The organism is Burkholderia sp. GbtcB21, assembly GCF_019091065.1.
Lineage (GTDB): Bacteria > Pseudomonadota > Gammaproteobacteria > Burkholderiales > Burkholderiaceae > Burkholderia > Burkholderia pyrrocinia_C.
The window spans coordinates 694,850-712,729 of record NZ_JAGXKA010000002.1 but is presented as its reverse complement, the minus strand read 5'-3'; the positions used below and the strand labels follow the sequence as shown (position 1 = coordinate 712,729).

16 protein-coding genes are annotated in these 17,880 nt (G+C 67.8%); 12 read left to right on the top strand and 4 right to left on the bottom strand.

The window, feature by feature from the left end:
• Positions 1-37: 37 nt before the first annotated feature.
• A complete protein-coding gene (speE, locus tag KVT39_RS07580) occupies positions 38-895 on the bottom strand; it encodes a polyamine aminopropyltransferase (RefSeq protein ID WP_034182703.1) in 858 nt (285 codons plus the stop codon).
• A 216-nt stretch (positions 896-1,111) separates the two neighbouring features.
• On the opposite strand from speE, the gene tkt reads away from it, so the two are divergent.
• The gene (tkt, locus tag KVT39_RS07575; protein WP_034182704.1) at positions 1,112-3,184 is read left to right on the top strand and encodes a transketolase; all 2,073 of its coding nucleotides are present in this window, start codon (positions 1,112-1,114) and stop codon (positions 3,182-3,184) included.
• Positions 3,185-3,272: 88 nt separating this feature from the next.
• A complete protein-coding gene (gene gap, locus KVT39_RS07570; protein WP_107314676.1) occupies positions 3,273-4,283 on the top strand; it encodes a type I glyceraldehyde-3-phosphate dehydrogenase in 1,011 nt (336 codons plus the stop codon).
• A gap of 103 nt (positions 4,284-4,386) precedes the next feature.
• On the opposite strand, the gene KVT39_RS07565 is transcribed toward gap, so the two are convergent.
• Positions 4,387-5,271: a LysR family transcriptional regulator gene (locus tag KVT39_RS07565; protein WP_175750241.1), complete on the bottom strand. Its 885-nt coding sequence runs from the start codon at positions 5,269-5,271 to the stop codon at positions 4,387-4,389.
• Between the two features lie 151 nt (positions 5,272-5,422).
• Between KVT39_RS07565 and KVT39_RS07560 the strand changes: the two genes are divergently transcribed.
• On the top strand, positions 5,423-6,196 hold the full coding sequence (locus KVT39_RS07560) for an SDR family NAD(P)-dependent oxidoreductase (protein WP_175750240.1): 774 nt from the start codon (positions 5,423-5,425) through the stop codon (positions 6,194-6,196).
• An 11-nt stretch (positions 6,197-6,207) separates the two neighbouring features.
• Entirely contained in the window at positions 6,208-7,266 is a 1,059-nt protein-coding gene (locus tag KVT39_RS07555) for an L-idonate 5-dehydrogenase (protein ID WP_034182707.1), read from the top strand.
• An 89-nt stretch (positions 7,267-7,355) separates the two neighbouring features.
• On the opposite strand, the gene KVT39_RS07550 is transcribed toward KVT39_RS07555, so the two are convergent.
• Positions 7,356-8,078 (bottom strand): FadR/GntR family transcriptional regulator, encoded by a 723-nt coding sequence (locus KVT39_RS07550; RefSeq protein WP_081938529.1) that lies wholly within the window; start codon positions 8,076-8,078, stop codon positions 7,356-7,358.
• A gap of 214 nt (positions 8,079-8,292) precedes the next feature.
• Between KVT39_RS07550 and KVT39_RS07545 the strand changes: the two genes are divergently transcribed.
• The 3 genes from KVT39_RS07545 to KVT39_RS07535 all read left to right on the top strand — a co-directional run bounded on the left by KVT39_RS07545 (position 8,293) and on the right by KVT39_RS07535 (position 11,368).
• On the top strand, positions 8,293-9,615 hold the full coding sequence (locus KVT39_RS07545; protein ID WP_034182709.1) for a C4-dicarboxylate transporter DctA: 1,323 nt from the start codon (positions 8,293-8,295) through the stop codon (positions 9,613-9,615).
• 206 nt (positions 9,616-9,821) lie between these two features.
• Complete coding sequence (alc, locus tag KVT39_RS07540; protein ID WP_034182710.1) at positions 9,822-10,829, top strand: allantoicase; 1,008 nt, start codon at positions 9,822-9,824, stop codon at positions 10,827-10,829.
• A gap of 14 nt (positions 10,830-10,843) precedes the next feature.
• A complete protein-coding gene (locus tag KVT39_RS07535; RefSeq protein WP_105389854.1) occupies positions 10,844-11,368 on the top strand; it encodes an ureidoglycolate lyase in 525 nt (174 codons plus the stop codon).
• A gap of 172 nt (positions 11,369-11,540) precedes the next feature.
• On the opposite strand, the gene fur is transcribed toward KVT39_RS07535, so the two are convergent.
• Positions 11,541-11,969 carry a ferric iron uptake transcriptional regulator gene (gene fur / locus KVT39_RS07530; RefSeq protein WP_034182711.1) on the bottom strand — a complete coding sequence of 143 codons (429 nt, stop codon included), beginning with the start codon at positions 11,967-11,969 and terminating at the stop codon, positions 11,541-11,543.
• 142 nt (positions 11,970-12,111) lie between these two features.
• Between fur and KVT39_RS07525 the strand changes: the two genes are divergently transcribed.
• The 5 genes from KVT39_RS07525 (at position 12,112) to leuS (ending at position 17,855) form a co-directional block, all read left to right on the top strand.
• A complete protein-coding gene (locus KVT39_RS07525; RefSeq protein WP_175750239.1) occupies positions 12,112-12,924 on the top strand; it encodes an outer membrane protein assembly factor BamE in 813 nt (270 codons plus the stop codon).
• Between the two features lie 65 nt (positions 12,925-12,989).
• Positions 12,990-13,787 (top strand): 4-hydroxy-tetrahydrodipicolinate reductase, encoded by a 798-nt coding sequence (gene dapB / locus KVT39_RS07520; protein ID WP_175750238.1) that lies wholly within the window; start codon positions 12,990-12,992, stop codon positions 13,785-13,787.
• A gap of 20 nt (positions 13,788-13,807) precedes the next feature.
• The gene (locus KVT39_RS07515; RefSeq protein ID WP_034182714.1) at positions 13,808-14,476 is read left to right on the top strand and encodes a MotA/TolQ/ExbB proton channel family protein; all 669 of its coding nucleotides are present in this window, start codon (positions 13,808-13,810) and stop codon (positions 14,474-14,476) included.
• Between the two features lie 24 nt (positions 14,477-14,500).
• The gene (locus tag KVT39_RS07510) at positions 14,501-14,962 is read left to right on the top strand and encodes a biopolymer transporter ExbD (protein WP_175750237.1); all 462 of its coding nucleotides are present in this window, start codon (positions 14,501-14,503) and stop codon (positions 14,960-14,962) included.
• Between the two features lie 298 nt (positions 14,963-15,260).
• A complete protein-coding gene (gene leuS, locus KVT39_RS07505) occupies positions 15,261-17,855 on the top strand; it encodes a leucine--tRNA ligase (RefSeq protein ID WP_034182716.1) in 2,595 nt (864 codons plus the stop codon).
• Positions 17,856-17,880: the final 25 nt, after the last annotated feature.

Genomic DNA, 17,880 nt, shown 5'->3' with positions numbered 1-17,880 from the left:
CATGGGGGAAAGCGGAACGGCTCGGCTGCCCGGACGCTCAGCGGCGAGCGCCCAGTGTATCGCGCAGCGTGTGCGGCAGGGCAAAGAGGGACGCATGCAGCCGCGCGTCGTAGTAGCGCAAGCCCTGGACGTGGCGCGCGGCGAGCCGTTCGTCGATGTCGTGCGCGAACAGCGCGGCCGCATCGAGCGTGTCGCTCGCGATCGCCATCAGCCACTGCGAACCGTACAGCGGCACGTGCGCGGACAGCGGATCGACGACCGCGAAGCTCGCGCGCAGGTCGTCGAGCAGCGCGGCGATGCGCGCGGCGTGGAACACCGGCGAGCCGAGATGCATCGAGATCGCGCCGCACGGCGTGAGGATCCGCTTGAGCCGCGCGTAGAACGCGCGCGTGTAGAGGCCGGCCGCCGGCGAATCGGGCGGCGTGAGGTCGAACACGACGAGATCGAAATGCTCGACGGTCGACTCGACGAAATGCGCGGCGTCGCCGATCACGAGCTCGACGCGCGGGTCGTCGAGCGCGCCCTGGTGCACGTCGTCGAGATAACGACGCGCCATCCCGACCACCTCGTCGTCGAGCTCGGCGATCACGATCCGCTCGATGCACGCGTGCTTGAGCAACTGGCGCGCCGCACCGCCGTCGCCGCCGCCGAGCACGAGCGCCTTCTTCGGCGACGGATGCGCAAGCGCGGCCGGGTGCGTCATGCACTCGTGATAGACGTATTCGTCGCCGACCGACGTCATCGGCCGGCCGTCGAGCGTAAACAGGCGGCCGAGCTGCGGGGTTTCCCAGACTTCGATCTGCTGGTGCAGGGACGCGACGCGCGCGAGCCGCCGGGCATTCGGGAAGCCGTAGGTGGCATCGGGCGTGGGGTGAAAGAGTAGCGTGGTGCTCACGGGCGGGCCGCTAGGGGCAGTCGGTTCTGACGTCTGAATTATAGGAGGCGCGCGGTTTGGCGGAAAACCGTGCCGGAACACCGCGCGCCGACAAGGGAAATGTCGGCCCATCTGTTAAAATGACGAGCTTTGCAGCCCCGTCCGTAGGCTCCGTCCGCTTCGCGTCCGTCAGGCGCCGCACCGCGCGCCGGGAACGATTGACGCTCGAGCTTCCGGATGCCGCCGTGCCCCCGTTTCCTCGACTCGTTCTCCGGACTCGACATGACGACTTCGTCTCCCGCCTCCACCACCCTGATGGCCAACGCGATCCGTGCGCTCGCGATGGACGCCGTCCAGCAAGCGAACTCCGGCCACCCCGGCATGCCGATGGGCATGGCCGAAATCGGCGTCGCGCTCTGGTCGCGCCATCTGAAGCACAACCCGACGAACCCGCACTGGGCAGACCGCGACCGCTTCGTGCTGTCGAACGGCCATGGCTCGATGCTGCTGTACTCGCTGCTGCACCTGACCGGCTACGACCTGCCGATCGAAGAGCTGAAGAACTTCCGCCAGCTGCACTCGAAGACGCCGGGCCACCCGGAATACGGGATCACGCCGGGTGTCGAGACGACCACCGGCCCGCTCGGCCAGGGTCTCGCGAACGCGGTCGGCATGGCGCTCGGCGAAGCGCTGATGGCCGACGAGTTCAACCGTGACGGCGCGAAGATCGTCGATCACCACACGTACGTGTTCCTCGGCGACGGCTGCCTGATGGAAGGCATCTCGCACGAAGCCTGCTCGCTCGCGGGCACGCTGAAGCTGAACAAGCTGATCGCGCTGTACGACGACAACGGCATCTCGATCGACGGCGACGTCGTGAACTGGTTCCACGACGACACGCCGAAGCGCTTCGAAGCGTACGGCTGGAACGTGATCCCGAACGTGAACGGCCATGACGTCGACGCGGTCGACGCGGCGATCGCGAACGCGAAGCTGTCGGACAAGCCGACGCTGATCTGCTGCAAGACGGTGATCGGCAAGGGCGCGGCGACCAAGGCCGGCGGCCACGACGTGCACGGCGCGGCGCTCGGCGCGGAAGAAATCGCGAAGACGCGCGAAGCGCTCGGCTGGAAGTGGGAGCCGTTCGTGATTCCGCAGGAAGTCTATGCGGCATGGGACGCGAAGGAAGCCGGCAAGCGTGCCGAGAACGACTGGGACGCGACGTTCGCGCAATATCGCGCGAAGTTCCCGGCAGAAGCCGCCGAATTCGAGCGCCGGATGGCCAACCAGCTGCCGGCCGACTGGGCGCAGAAGGCTGCGGCGATCATCGCCGGCGCGAACGAGCGCGCCGAGACGGTCGCGACCCGCAAGGCTTCGCAGCAGGCGATCGAAGGGCTGGCCGCTGCGCTGCCCGAACTGCTCGGCGGCTCGGCCGACCTGACCGGCTCGAACCTGACCAACTGGAAGGCGTCGAAGGCGGTTCGCGCGAATCCGGAAGGCGCGGGCGTCGTGCTGGGCAACCACATCAACTACGGCGTGCGCGAATTCGGCATGAGCGCCGCGATCAACGGCCTCGCGCTGCACGGCGGCCACAAGCCGTTCGGCGGCACGTTCCTGACGTTCTCCGACTACAGCCGCAACGCGCTGCGCGTGGCCGCGCTGATGAAGGTGCCGTCGATCTTCGTGTTCACGCACGATTCGATCGGCCTCGGCGAAGACGGCCCGACGCACCAGTCGATCGAGCACGTGTCGAGCCTGCGCCTGATCCCGAACCACGACGTGTGGCGTCCGGCCGACACGGTCGAGACGGCCGTTGCCTGGACGCACGCGGTTGCCGCGGATCGTCCGTCGAGCCTGATCTTCAGCCGCCAGAACCTCGCGTTCAACCCGCGTACCGACGCGCAGATCGCCAACATCGAGAAGGGCGGCTACGTACTGAAGGACTGGGACGAGGAAATCGTCGCGCGCAAGATCATCCTGATCGCGACGGGTTCGGAAGTCGAGCTCGCGATGAAGGCCGTCGAGCCGCTCGCGCAGCAGGGTATCGCGGCGCGCGTCGTGTCGATGCCGTCGACCAACGTGTTCGACCGCCAGGACGCCGAATACCGCGAACGCGTGCTGCCGCACGGCGTGCGCCGCGTCGCGATCGAAGCCGGCGTGACGTCCTTCTGGCACAAGTACGTCGGCCTCGAAGGCGGCGTCGTCGGGATCGACACGTTCGGCGAATCGGCGCCGGCCGGCGTGCTGTTCAAGTACTTCGGCTTCACCGTCGAGCACGTCGTCGAGACGGCCAAGGCCGTGCTGGCCTAAAAGCAATTCGCGACGCGCGCCACCCGTTGCGCGCGTCGCACCGTGAAGCTGCACGAAACGAATTTTTTCAGCCATCAGGAGATAGACCATGACGATTCGCGTCGCAATCAACGGCTACGGCCGTATCGGCCGCAACACGCTGCGCGCGTTTTATGAAAACGGCAAGAAGCACGATCTCGAGATCGTCGCGATCAACGACCTGGGCGATGCGAAGACCAACGCGCACCTGACCCAGTACGACACCGCGCACGGCAAGTTCCCGGGCGAAGTGTCGGTCGACGGCGACTACCTCGTCGTGAACGGCGACAAGATCCGCGTGCTGGCGAACCGCAACCCGGCCGAACTGCCGTGGGGCGAGCTCGGCGTCGACGTCGTGATGGAGTGCACGGGCTTCTTCACGACCAAGGAAAAGGCGAGCGCGCACCTGAAGGGCGGCGCGAAGAAGGTGATCATCTCGGCACCGGGCGGCAAGGACGTCGACGCGACGATCGTCTACGGCGTGAACCACAACGTGCTGAAGGCCGAGCACACCGTCATCTCGAACGCATCGTGCACGACGAACTGCCTCGCGCCGCTCGTCAAGCCGCTGAACGACAAGATCGGCCTCGAAACCGGCCTGATGACGACGATCCACGCGTACACGAACGACCAGGTGCTGACGGACGTCTATCACGAAGACCTGCGCCGCGCGCGTTCGGCCACGCACAGCCAGATCCCGACGAAGACGGGCGCTGCTTCGGCCGTCGGCCTCGTGCTGCCGGAACTGAACGGCAAGCTCGACGGTTACGCGATCCGCGTCCCGACGATCAACGTGTCGATCGTCGACCTGTCGTTCATCGCCAAGCGCGACACGACGGTCGAGGAAGTCAACGCGATCATGAAGGAAGCGTCGGAAGGCTCGCTGAAGGGCATCCTCGGCTACAACGACGCACCGCTGGTGTCGATCGACTTCAACCACAACCCGGCTTCGTCGACGTTCGACGCGACGCTGACCAAGGTGTCGGGCCGCCTCGTCAAGGTGTCGAGCTGGTACGACAACGAGTGGGGTTTCTCGAACCGCATGCTGGATACGGCTGTCGCGTTCGCGAACGCGAAGTAATCCCGCACGTTGCGCGGCCGCGGCAACGCGGCACGCGCGGCGAACGAGCCCGGCCCGGTTTTCCGGCCGGGCTTTTTTGTTGTCGCGAGCCGCGAATGCGTCGTCACCGCGCCGCCGTCACCTGCTCGAGCGCGTCGACGAACGCACGCTTCAGCGGGCTGTCGAGGTCGGTCCACGCGAGGCCGATGCCGCTCCGGTGGCCGGCCAGGTCGAGCGGCCGCGCGAGCACGTTCGGCGGCAGCGCGCTGGCGGCTTCCGCCGGGATCAGCCCGATGCCCATCCCCGCCGCGACGAGCGCGAGCATCGTCGTGAATTCCCCGAACTCCTGCGCGATTTCGAGCGTCGTACCCGCGCGGCTCAGCGCGAGCAGCATGTCGTCGTGAAAGCCGGGCGCATAGCGGCGCGCGAGCACGAACGCGGGCTGGCCGCGTAGCGCCGCCGGCGGGATCGTGTCGTGCGCGGCGAGCGGATGGTCGAGCGGCAGCGCGACGATGAAGCCTTCTTCCAGCACCACGCGCGTGTCGATGCCCGCATACGCGGCCGGCAGCCGGATCATCCCGAAATCGATCCGCCGGTCGCGCAGCGCGGCGATCTGGTCGGGCGTCGGCATGTCCTTCAGTTCGAGCGCGATCAGCGGATAGCGCTCGCGCATCGTGCGCAGCACGGCCGGCAGCAGCGCGGGCAGCACCGACGACACGAACGCGATCCTCAGCGTGCCGATCTCGCCGCGGCTCGACAGCCGCGCCATCTGTTCCGCGCGCGCGGCCTGCTGCAGTGTCGCGCGCGCTTCCGGCAGGAACACGCGCCCCGTGTCGCTCAGTTCGACCTTGTGGCGGTCGCGCTCGAACAGCCGCGCACCGAGCTCTTCCTCGAGCGCCTTGATCTGCATGCTCAGCGCGGGCTGCACGATGAACAGGCGCTGCGCCGCGCGCCCGAAATGCAGCTCTTCCGCGAGCGTGACGAAGGCGCGCAATTGCTTGAGTTCCATGGGCGGCGGGCAGGAGAGGGCGGTAATCAGATTTCATGATAACCGGATCAAAAAAGACCATTGGCGCAGCCTCGGGCCGGCAGCAGAAGATACCGTCGACGCGAGACCGGCCGCGACGGGCAGCCGGCTCCACTGGCACGAGGAGACATGCATGACCAACGCACTTGAACGGTTCCGTCTCGACGGCCGCCGCGCACTGATCACGGGTTCCGGACGCGGGATCGGGCTGACGCTCGCCCGCGGGCTGGCGGAAGCCGGCGCGTCGATCGTCATCAACGATCGTAATGAAGAGAAGGCTGCGACGCTCGCGCGCCATTTTCGCGACGAAGGCTTCGCGGCCGACCATGCGGTGTTCGACGTCGCCGAGCATGCGCAGGTGCGCGCGGCGATCGACGACTTCGAGGCGCGCGTCGGTGCGATCGACATCCTCGTGAACAACGCGGGCATCCAGCGCCGCGCGCCGCTCGACGCATTCGAGCCCGACGACTGGCATGCGCTGATGCGCGTGAATCTCGACGGCGTGTTCAACGTCGCGCAGGCCGTCGCGCGTCACATGATCGCGCGCGGCCATGGGAAGATCATCAACATCTGCTCCGTGCAGAGCGAGCTCGCGCGGCCGACGATCGCGCCGTACGCGGCGTCGAAGGGCGCGGTGCGGATGCTGACGAAAGGGATGTGCGCCGACTGGGCGCGCCACGGCATCCAGGCCAACGGCCTCGCGCCCGGCTATTTCGAAACGGAGCTGAATCGCGCGCTGGTCGACGACGCGGCGTTCTCGGACTGGCTGTGCAAGCGCACCCCGGCCGGCCGCTGGGGGCGCGTCGACGAGCTGTGCGGCGCGGCGATTTTCCTTGCGTCGGCCGCATCCGATTTCGTCAACGGCCAGACGCTGTTCGTCGACGGCGGCCTGACGAGCGCCGTATAGGGAGGAAGGTCATGCGTATGCGTTGCATGTGTGTCGTGATCCACGGACCGAACGACCTGCGGGTCGAGGAACAGGACGCGGGCGAGATCGGCCCGGGCCAGGTGCGCGTCGATGTCGCGATGGGCGGCATCTGCGGGTCCGACCTGCATTACTTCCGGCACGGCGGCTTCGGCGCGATCCGGCTGCAGCAGCCGATGGTGCTCGGCCACGAGGTTGCCGGCACGGTCGCGGAGGTCGCGCCGGACGTGACGTCGGTGAAGGTCGGCGATCGCGTCGCGGTCAATCCGAGCCGGCCGTGCGGTGCGTGCCGCTACTGCCTCGAAGGCTTGCCGAACCAGTGTCTGGACATGCGCTTCTACGGCAGCGCGATGCGGATGCCGCACGTGCAGGGCGCGTTTCGCAACGCGCTCGTGTGCGACGCGGCGCAGTGCGTGAAGGTCGCCGATCACGTGCCGCTGTCGCTCGCGGCGCTCGCCGAGCCGTTCGCGGTCGGGCTGCATGCGGTGTCGCGCGCGGGCCCGCTGATCGGCAAGCGCGTGCTCGTGTCGGGCTGCGGGCCGATCGGCGTGCTGGCGGTCGCGGCGGCGCGCGTGCACGGCGCGGCGGAGATCGTCGCGACCGACGTCGTCGAAGCACCGCTGGAAGTGGCCCGCGCGCTCGGCGCCGACCATACGATCAATGCGGCGGCCGATGCCGGATGGGTCGAGCGCTACGGCGCCGACAAGGGCACGTTCGACGTGATGATCGAGTGTTCGGGCAATGCGCGCGCGTTGCGCGACGGGCTGGACGTGATGCGTCCGCGCGGCGTCGTCGTGCAGCTCGGGCTCGGCGGCGATGTCAGCCTGCCGCAGAACGTCGTGGTCGCGAAGGAGTTGTCGATCTGCGGATCGTTCCGCTTCCATGCGGAATTCGCGCTCGCGGTGCAACTGATCAACGCGGCGCGCGTCGACCTGCGGCCGGCCATCACGCGCGTGTTCCCGATGCGCGACGCGAACCTCGCGTTCGAACTGGCCGGCGACCGGCAGCGCGCGATGAAGGTGCTGATCGATTTCGCGGGCGAGGCCGCGTGATCGTCCGGCGCCGGCGCGTGCTTTTTTCGTGATCGACGCGAATCCGATCGCTGCGGTGTGATGCTCGTGCGGCGCGCGCCGCACGGCCGTCAGGCGCCGGGCGTCGGGAAGAAGATGCCCGCGCGCTGCGCGGCGTTCGCGATGTGCGTTTCGATCGCGCTGCCCGCGGCGGCCGCATCGCGTGCGATCAGCGCATCGACGATCGCGCGATGCTCGTGCCACGTCGACAGCAGCAGCTCGCGCCGGTAGAACGGCATGCGCTGGCTTTCCTTCATGATGTCCGCGCTGCCGCGCAGGATCGATTCGATCGCCGCGTTGCCGGCGAGATGGATGATCCGCATGTGGAAATCGAAGTCGAGCTGCGACGCCTCGTCGAGCGCGTTTTCGGTCAGCGCGACGTGCAGGTCGGCGAGATTGTCTTCGAACCACGCGATGTCGTCGTCGCTGACCACGCGCGCGGCCATCCGCGCGGCGAACCCTTCGAGCGCGTAGCGCATCTGGTAGGTATCGGGCGGCGACGACTGCTCGGCAAACTGCCACGCATGCGCGGCCGTTGCCTGCGCGCTTTCGACGTACACGCCCTTGCCCGCGCGGATGCGCAGCATCCCGAGCGCCTCGAGCGTCGACAGCGCCTCGCGCAGCGACGCACGGCTGATCTCCAGCTCCTCGGAGAGCTGACGCTGGGCCGGCAGCAGGCTGCCGACCGGATAAACGCCTGCCTCGATCCGGTCGCGGATCGTCGCGATGGCGGCGTCGGTCACGGTATGCGGAACATTTTTCATGATGTGAACGATGGCCGGTCTGACCGGCATTGTAATCCGCACGGGCGCAGCGCACGACCGCACTACGGGAAAGCCACGATCAGACCCGTTTTCGGGGCCGCCGGACGCATGCGAAGGGGGGCGGGAAATCCCTATTTTGTCCGTCCTTGACGTCACTATATCGGCTTCCTACTATCCACCATAACATCACTGGTCTTACCAGTATGAACAGACGAAACTGCAACCGTTGGATCGGGAGAGCGCCGTGTCGAAATTCCTCAATTCGCTGTTTGGCCGGGTAGTCGTCGCATTGATCCTGGGGGTCGCGCTCGGCGCGTTCTTCCCGCATTTCGCCGAGTCGCTGCGACCGCTCGGCGACGGCTTCCTGAAGCTCATCAAGATGGTCATCGGCCCGATCGTGTTCTGCGTCGTGGTCAGCGGGATGGCCAACGCGGGCGACCTGAAGAAGGTCGGCCGGGTCGGCCTGAAGGCCGTCATCTACTTCGAGATCATGACGACGCTCGCGCTCGGCATCGGCCTCGTGCTCGCGTGGGTCACGCGCCCGGGCGTCGGGATGAACATCGACCTGCATTCGCTCGACGCGTCGTCGCTCGCGTCGTACGCGAAGAACGCCGAAAGCCTGAAGGACACGGCCGGCTACCTGATGAAGATCATCCCCGACACCGCGATCGACGCGTTCGCGAAGGGCGACATCCTGCAGATCCTCGTGTTCGCGGTGCTGTTCGGCTCCGCGCTGTCGCTGCTCGGCGACAAGGCGCAGCGCGTCAACTCGCTGATCGAGGAGCTGTCGCACGTGTTCTTCCGGATCATCGGCTTCATCATCAAGCTCGCGCCGCTCGGCGTGCTCGGCGCGATCGCGTTCACGACCGGCAAGTACGGCGTCTCGTCGCTCAAGCAGCTCGGCTACCTGGTCGCGGTGTTCTACCTGAGCTGCTTCGTGTTCGTCACGGTCGTGCTCGGCATCGTGATGCGGCTCGCGGGCTTCTCGGTGTTCAAGCTGATCCGCTACCTGCGCGAGGAGCTGTCGATCGTGCTCGGCACGGCGTCGTCGGATGCGGTGCTGCCGCAGGTGATGCGCAAGCTCGAATACATGGGCGTCAAGGATTCGACGGTCGGCCTCGTGATCCCGACCGGCTATTCGTTCAACCTCGACGGCTTCTCGATCTACCTGACGCTCGCCGTGCTGTTCATCGCGCAGGCCACCAACACGCCGCTGTCGACGCATGACCTGATCGTCGTGCTGCTCGTGTCGCTCGTCACGTCGAAGGGCGCGCACGGGATTCCCGGTTCGGCGATCGTGATCCTCGCGGCGACGCTGTCGGCGATCCCGGCGATTCCGGTGCTCGGCCTCGTGCTGATCCTGCCGGTCGACTGGTTCGTCGGCATCGCCCGCGCGCTGACCAACCTGATCGGCAACTGCGTCGCGACGGTCGTCGTCGCGGTGTGGGAGAACGATATCGACAAGGTTCGCGCGAAGCGCGTGCTGAACCGCGAGCTGCGCTACGTGCCGGCCGAAGAGGAAGGCCGCGCGACCCCGGTCGCCGGCGACCAGGCCCACGCGCTCTGAGCGCGGCTTGTCGCGCGGGGCGGCTTTGCCCCCGGTAGTCCCGCGCGATCGATTTACATGCGGCCGGCGCCTCGATGCGCCGGAACTTAATCAGAAATTGCTTTGCATGGGACGGGAGTAAGCGCTGAAGCGCCAACTCTCGTCGACCGCGAAGCATGGGATGGGAGTAAGCGCTGAAGCGCTAACTCCCATCGACAGGAGACGACATGGCAGCCCCCATCCTCGATCCGAACGCGCCGGCCTTCACGCGGCGCTACATGAACCTCGCCGACCCGCGCCTCGGTGCGCAGGCTTTGTTTGCGAGCGACGAGTTCTTCGCGCCGAAAGAGCGCATGCTGAACCCCGAGCCGGCGGTGTTCATCCCCGGCAAGTACGACGACCACGGCAAGTGGATGGACGGCTGGGAAACGCGCCGCAAGCGCACGACCGGCCACGACTTCTGCGTGGTGCGGCTCGCGCGGCCGGGCGTGATTTTCGGCGTCGATCTCGATACGAGCCACTTCACCGGCAACTTCCCGCCGGCCGCGTCGATCGAGGCGTGCGTCGCCGACGGCGACACGCCGCCCGACGATGCCGAATGGCGCACGATCGTCCCCGCGACGACGCTGCAGGGCAATTCGCATCACTACGTGAGCGTCGACGACGCGCAGCCGGTCACGCACCTGCGCGTGAACCTGTATCCGGACGGCGGGCTCGCGCGGCTGCGCGTGTACGGCCAGCCGCAGCGCGACTGGCGCCATGTGCCGGCCGGCGAACTCGTCGATCTCGCGGCGATCGAGAACGGCGGTTATCTGGTGGCCGCGAACAACCAGCACTTCGGCCCGGCATCGCAGATGCTGATGCCGGGGCGCGGCGCGAACATGGGCGACGGCTGGGAAACGCGGCGCCGCCGCGAGCCCGGCAACGACTGGGCGATCGTCGCGCTCGCGCGGCCGGGCATCATCCGGCGCGTCGAGGTCGACACGGCGTTCTTCAAGGGCAACTTCCCCGACCGCTGCTCGCTGCAGGCCGCGCGGGTCGCGGGCGGCACCGACGATTCTCTGGTCACGCAGGCGATGTTCTGGGCCGAATTGCTCGGCGAGCAGAAGCTGTCGATGGACCACGTGCATACGTTCGACCAGCTCGCGGCGCTCGGCCCCGTCACGCACGTGCGTTTCAACATCTTCCCGGACGGCGGCGTGTCGCGCCTGCGTCTGTGGGGCGAGCCGGCTTGAAGGAGGGCGACGGCATGAGCGGACCCCATATCCTGCGCGTCGAGCGCCTGACCCGCGAAGCGTTCGCGCCGTTCGGCGACGTGATCGCGCTCGAAGGCGCGCGGCATTTCCCGATCAACGGCGGCACGACCGAGCGCTTCCACGATCTCGCGACGATCGACGTCTGCGCGGACGGCGGCCGGCCGCTCGTCAGCGTGTTTCGCGCGCAGCCGCGCGCGCTGCCGGTCGCGGTCACGCTGATGGAGCGCCATCCGCACGGCAGCCAGGCGTTCATCCCGCTCGCGGCCGTGTCGCGCTACGCGATCGTCGTCGCGCCTGCCGGCGAATTCAGGCCCGAAGCGATGCGCGCGTTCCTGGCCGAAGGCTGGCAGGGCGTGAACTATGCGAAGGGCGTCTGGCACCATCCGCTGCTCGCGCTCGACGCGGTCAGCGATTTCGTGATCGTCGATCGCGGCGGCCCGCAGCCGAACTGCGACGAGATCCCGCTCGACCGTGCGTGGGCGCTCGAGTTCGAGCCGGCCTGCGCGAGCACGGCCTGACGCGGCGCGCAGCCGGGGTCGGGTTCCGGTTGCGGGCCGCGCGAGATCGCCGAAGGGCGTTCGGCAGCATTCCGAACCGGCTCGTGCGCGATGCGCGGCACGATCCCGAAAAGAACACGGCCCGGGCGGCGAGATGCCGGCCGGGCCGTGCTTCGTGCGCGCGGCGCGCGATTCAGTGCTTGCGGTGCGGGCAGTTCTCGGTCGTGCAGGAACCGTACATCGCGAGCGAGTGCTCCTGGAGCCGGAAGCCGCGCTCCTTCGCGATCGCCTGCTGGCGGCCTTCGATCTCGGCGTCGAAGAATTCCTCGACGCGGCCGCAATCGAGGCACACGAGGTGGTCGTGGTGCGAGCCTTCGTTCAGTTCGAACACGGCCTTGCCGGATTCGAAGTTGCTGCGCGAGAGCAGGCCGGCCTGCTCGAACTGCGTCAGCACGCGGTAGACGGTGGCGAGCCCGATGTCGAGCTGCTCGTTGAGCAGGTTCCGGTAGACGTCTTCCGCCGTCAGGTGGCGCACGGGGCTCTGCTGGAAGATCTCGAGAATCTTGAGGCGCGGTAGGGTGGCCTTTAGCCCGATATTCTTGAGATCCGTCGGATTGGTCATGGCTAGGCATCCCTAGAGTACAATGCAGGGCTTCAATGTTACCGGCTTTTCGCCGTTCCAGATATACGCGCGGCCTGCGACGCAGGCCAGCACGGTGAAGGAAATGATCCCAGAAACGCTTTCGCACTTTCAGAGGAGTCGCATGCGGAGTGCCATCATCGCTGCCGCCGCCGTTGCGGCGCTGGCTGGTTGTTCGTCGTACGACAGCGTGACGCAGCGCATCGCGCAGAGCATCACGCCCTATCGGATCACCGTCGTGCAGGGCAACTTCGTGTCGCAGGAGAAGGCCGCACAACTGCAGGTCGGCATGACGCGCGAGCAGGTGCGCGCATTGCTCGGCACGCCGCTGCTGGCGGACATGTTCCACGCCGACCGCTGGGATTACCTCTTCTACTTCAAGCGCGGCTCGACGTCGATCGTCCAGCAGCGCGATCTCGTCGTGACCTTCTCGGGCGATCGCCTCGCGGGCTGGACCGGCGCCGAGAACCTGCCGTCCGAGCTCGACCTGCTGGCCGATATCGACGGCGATCGCGGCGGCAAGAAGGCGAAGGCGGCCGCGGCGGCGAAGGCCGCTTCAGAGGCGGCTGCCGCACGCGCTGCACAAGCGGCGAGCGCGTCGGAGGCTGTCGCCAGCCCGTCCGCCGTGCCGGCGTCCGGCGCGGTGGTCGATCAGGATGCGAACGCGCAGGCCGCCCGCGCGGCGAACCGCGCGACCAACCAGGTGTCGGGTCAGGGCTCGAACGCGCGCCGCTTCACGCCGTCCACGCAGGCTGCCGGCGGTGCGCCGGTGCCGGGCGGCCAGCCGCCGGGCGCGGTGCCGGCGATCCAGCCGCAGTTCCAGTTCCATCGTCCGCCGCAGCCGAACGCGTCGAGCGAGGCGTCGCCGCCGGTCGGCCCGCAAGGCTCGGACACGCTGCAGAACCAGCCGCTCACCACGCCGGCCCAGTCGCAGTAAGCGGCCGGCGTGCGGAAACGGGGCGGCTCGCGCCGCCCGCCTTTAGACCTGTCGTGTAGAAAGCCATGAAGATTGCGATTGCCGGCGCATCGGGCCGAATGGGCCGGATGCTGATCGAAGCCGTTCTCAACGATCCCGACGCACAGCTCGTCGGCGCGCTCGACCGCGCCGATTCGCCGTTCCTCGGCCAGGACGCCGGCGCGTTCCTCGGCAAGGAAACCGGGATCAAGCTGACCGACGACCTCGACGCCGTGTTCGTGCAGGCCGACTACCTGATCGATTTCACGCGCCCGGAAGGTACGATCGCACACGTCGAGGCCGCGCTGCGCCACGACGTGAAGCTCGTGATCGGCACGACCGGCTTCACCGCCGAGCAGAAGGCCGAGCTGCAGGCCGCCGCGGGCAAGATCGGCATCGTGTTCGCGGCGAACATGAGCGTCGGCGTGAACGTCACGCTGAAGCTGCTCGAATTCGCGGCCAAGCATTTCTCGCACGGCTACGACATCGAGATCATCGAGGCGCACCACCGCCACAAGGTCGATGCGCCGTCGGGCACCGCGCTGATGATGGGCGAAGCCGTCGCCGGCGCGCTCGGGCGCTCGCTCGACGATTGCGCGGTGTACGGCCGCCACGGCGTGACGGGCGAACGCGATCCGTCGTCGATCGGCTTTGCCGCGGTGCGCGGCGGCGACATCGTCGGCGATCACACCGTGCTGTTCGCCGGGATCGGCGAGCGCATCGAGATCACGCACAAGTCGTCGAGCCGCGTGTCGTACGCGCAGGGCGCGCTGCGCGCGGTCCGCTTCCTGTCGGCGCGCGGCGCCGGCCTGTTCGACATGCAGGACGTGCTCGGCCTGCGCTGACACCCAACGGGGAAACTCCGATGGCGATTCCCACCGGCGTTGTCCACTACCTCGAAAGCGGCGATGCGATCACGCACGCCGTTGCCTATGTGCTGCTGGCGATGTCCGTCGCCAGCTGGTGCTTCCTCTTCATGAAAGCCTGGCTGCTGGTCCGCGCGAAGCGGCAGGGGCCGCGCGCGCTCGCCGCGTTCTGGCGTGCGCCGTCGCTCGACGCGGGCATCGCCGCGCTCGCCGGCGCCGATCGCGAGCGCGTATTCGCGCCGCTCGCCGAAGCCGCGCGCGACGCGGCCGACGATCACGATCCGGCCACGCTGGCCGCACGCGTCGAGCGCAGTGAGCGCGTGCTGCGCGCGTTGCGCCACGCGATGCTGCGCTCGCAGCGGCGTCTCGAATTCGGCCAGGTGCTGCTCGCGTCGATCGGCAGCACCGCGCCGTTCGTCGGGCTGCTCGGCACCGTGTGGGGCATCTACCACGCGCTCGGCAGCATTGCCGCGAGCGGGCAGGCGCAGATCGAGAACGTCGCGGGGCCGGTCGGCGAGGCGCTGATCATGACCGCGTTCGGGCTCGTCGTCGCGATTCCGGCCGTGCTGGCCTACAACATCCTCGGGCGGCTCGTGCGGCAGCTCGCCGAGGAGCTCGACGGCTTCGCGCGCGACCTGCACGTGTTCGTGTGCGCGCAGGAATCCTGACGCGCCCATCCGGGAGGAGCAACCATGGCATTCGGCGGACTCGAGCACCACAAGACCTCCGCGCCGATGGCGGAGATCAACATGACGCCGCTGATCGACGTGATGCTCGTGCTGCTCGTCATCTTCATCATTACCGCGCCGCTGATGACGCATGCGATCCGGCTCGACCTGCCGAAGGTCGCGGCCAGCGTCGCGCGCGACACGCCGCAATCCGTCACGCTGTCGATCGACGACGCGGGCAAGCTGTACTGGGACGACGCGCCGGTTGCGCTTGACGCGCTGCCCGCGCGCTTCCGGGCCGCCGCCGCGGGCGGCGCGCCGCCCGAGCTGCGGCTGCGTGCGTCGCGCGCGACGCGCTACGACGTGATCGCGCAGGTGATGGGCGCCGCGCAGGCCGCGGGCCTCGTGCGGATCGGCTTCGTGACCGACGTGCCGCCGCAGGCGGGCGGTTCCGTCGTGCCGTCTGCGGTGCAGGCGAACCGCTGAGCGGATCTTCCGGCCGGTCCGCGCCCGCCGCGGGATCGGCCGACCGCCGCGAGACCGGCCGAATGGGCCGGCGCGGGCGGTATAATCATCGTTTTTCCCGGTTGGCAGGCTTTTTCAGGTAACCCGGAATTTTCCAGGCTACCCGGGCATGCTGCGGGTTACCCGGAAAATACCCGGAAACCGTGAACAGGTCCGGCAACAGCGAACCTGCAGGTCCGCCGGGCAAGCACGACTTTCGATCCACTCCAGCGCGCGAGCTGTCGCTGCGCGCCGCTTAAAGCCTAGTCCGAACCACACCATGCACGAGAGATACGTACCCGCCGACGTCGAAGCCGCCGCCCAGGGCGACTGGCGCGCAGCCGATGCCTACAAGACGAAGGAAGATTCGCAGAAGCCGAAGTTCTACTGCGTGTCGATGCTGCCGTACCCGTCCGGCAAGCTGCACATGGGTCACGTGCGCAACTACACGATCAACGACGTGATGTACCGCTATCTGCGGATGAACGGCTACAACACGCTGATGCCGATGGGCTGGGATGCGTTCGGGATGCCGGCCGAGAACGCCGCGATGGCGAACGGCGTGCCGCCCGCGAAGTGGACCTACGACAACATCGACTACATGAAGGGCCAGATGCAGTCGATGGGCCTCGCGATCGACTGGTCGCGCGAGATCGCGACGTGCAAGCCCGACTACTACAAGTGGAACCAGTGGTTGTTCCTGAAGATGCTCGAGAAGGGCATCGCGTACAAGAAGACGGGCACCGTGAACTGGGACCCGGTCGACCAGACCGTGCTCGCGAACGAGCAGGTGATCGACGGCCGCGGCTGGCGTTCGGGCGCGCTCGTCGAAAAGCGCGAGATCCCGATGTACTACCTGCGGATCACGCAGTACGCGGATGAGCTGCTGAACGATCTCGACGGCCTCGGCTGGCCCGAGCGCGTGAAGATCATGCAGCAGAACTGGATCGGCAAGAGCTTTGGCGTGAACTTCGGCTTCCCGTACGAACTCGACGGCGAGAAGAAGCTGCTGCGCGTGTTCACGACGCGCGCCGACACGATCATGGGCGTCACGTTCTGCGCGGTCGCGGCGGAGCATCCGCTCGCCACGCGCCTCGCACAGGACAAGCCCGAGCTGCTGGCGTTCATCGACGAATGCAAGCGCGGCGGCGTCGCCGAGGCCGACGTCGCGACGATGGAGAAGAAGGGCGTCGCGACGGGCTTCTCGGTCACGCATCCGCTGACGGGCGAGCCCGTCGAGGTGTGGATCGGCAACTACGTGCTGATGAGCTATGGCGAAGGCGCGGTGATGGGCGTGCCCGCGCACGACGAGCGCGACTTCGCGTTCGCGAAGAAATACGACCTGCCGATCAAGCAGGTGATCGCGGCCGAAGGCCAGACGTACTCGCTCGACGCGTGGCAGGAGTGGTACGGCGACAAGGAAGTCGCGGCCTGCGTGAACAGCGGCAAGTACGACGGCCTCGCATACGGCGCGGCGGTCGACGCGATCGCGGCCGACCTGAAGGCCGGCGGCTTCGGCGACAAGCAGGTCACGTGGCGCCTGCGCGACTGGGGCGTATCGCGCCAGCGCTACTGGGGCACGCCGATCCCGATCATCCACTGCCCGTCGTGCGGCGACGTGCCGGTGCCGGAGAAGGATCTGCCTGTCGTGCTGCCGGAAGACCTCGTGCCGGACGGCTCGGGCAACCCGCTCGCGAAGTCGGAAGCGTTCCTGAACTGCACGTGCCCGAAGTGCGGCGCGGCCGCGAAGCGCGAAACCGACACGATGGATACCTTCGTCGATTCGTCGTGGTACTTCTCGCGCTACACGGCGCCGGACGCCGAGACGATGGTCGACGCGCGCACCGACTACTGGATGCCGATGGATCAATACATCGGCGGCATCGAGCACGCGATCCTGCACCTGCTGTATTCGCGCTTCTGGACCAAGGTGATGCGCGACCTCGGCCTCGTGAAGTTCGGCGAGCCGGCGAAGAACCTGCTCACGCAGGGGATGGTGCTGAACGAGACGTTCTACCGCGAAGACGCATCGGGCAAGAAGACCTGGTACAACCCGGCGGACGTGACGGTCACGCACGACGACAAGGGCCGCCCGGTCGGCGCGACGCTGAACACGGACGGCCAGCCGGTCGTGCTCGGCGGCATTGAGAAGATGTCGAAGTCGAAGAACAACGGCGTCGATCCGCAGGTGCTGATCGACCTGTACGGCGCCGATACCGCGCGCCTGTTCACGATGTTCGCCGCACCGCCCGAGCAGCAACTGGAGTGGTCGGGCGCCGGCGTCGAGGGCGCGAGCCGCTTCCTGCGCCGCGTGTGGAGCTTCGGTTACGCAAACCGCGAAGCGCTCGCCGCGCGCGCGGGCTTCGACGCGGCCGCGCTCGGCGAAGCCGACAAGGCGCTGCGCCGCGAGATCTACAGCGTGTTGAAGCAGGCCGATTTCGACTACCAGCGCCTGCAGTACAACACGGTCGTATCGGCCGCGATGAAGATGCTGAACGCGGTCGACGGCGCGAAGGGCGCGACGCCCGGCGTGCTGCGCGAAACGTACGGCGTGCTGCTGCGCGTGCTGTACCCGGTCGTGCCGCACGTCACGTTCGAGCTGTGGAAGGCGCTCGGCTACGCGGACGAATTCGGCCCGCTGCTCGACGCACCGTGGCCGAAGGTCGACGAGGCCGCGCTCGAGCAGGCCGAGATCGAACTCGTGCTGCAGGTGAACGGCAAGGTGCGCGGCGCGCTGAAGGTCGCGAAGGACGCAAGCCGCGAGGCGATCGAAGCCGCGGCGGTGGCCGACGACGCATTCGCGAAGTTCAGCGACGGCAAGCCGGCGAAGAAGATCGTCGTCGTGCCGGGCCGCCTCGTGAACATCGTCGTCTGACGGCCGCCGGCCGTCGGACGTACCC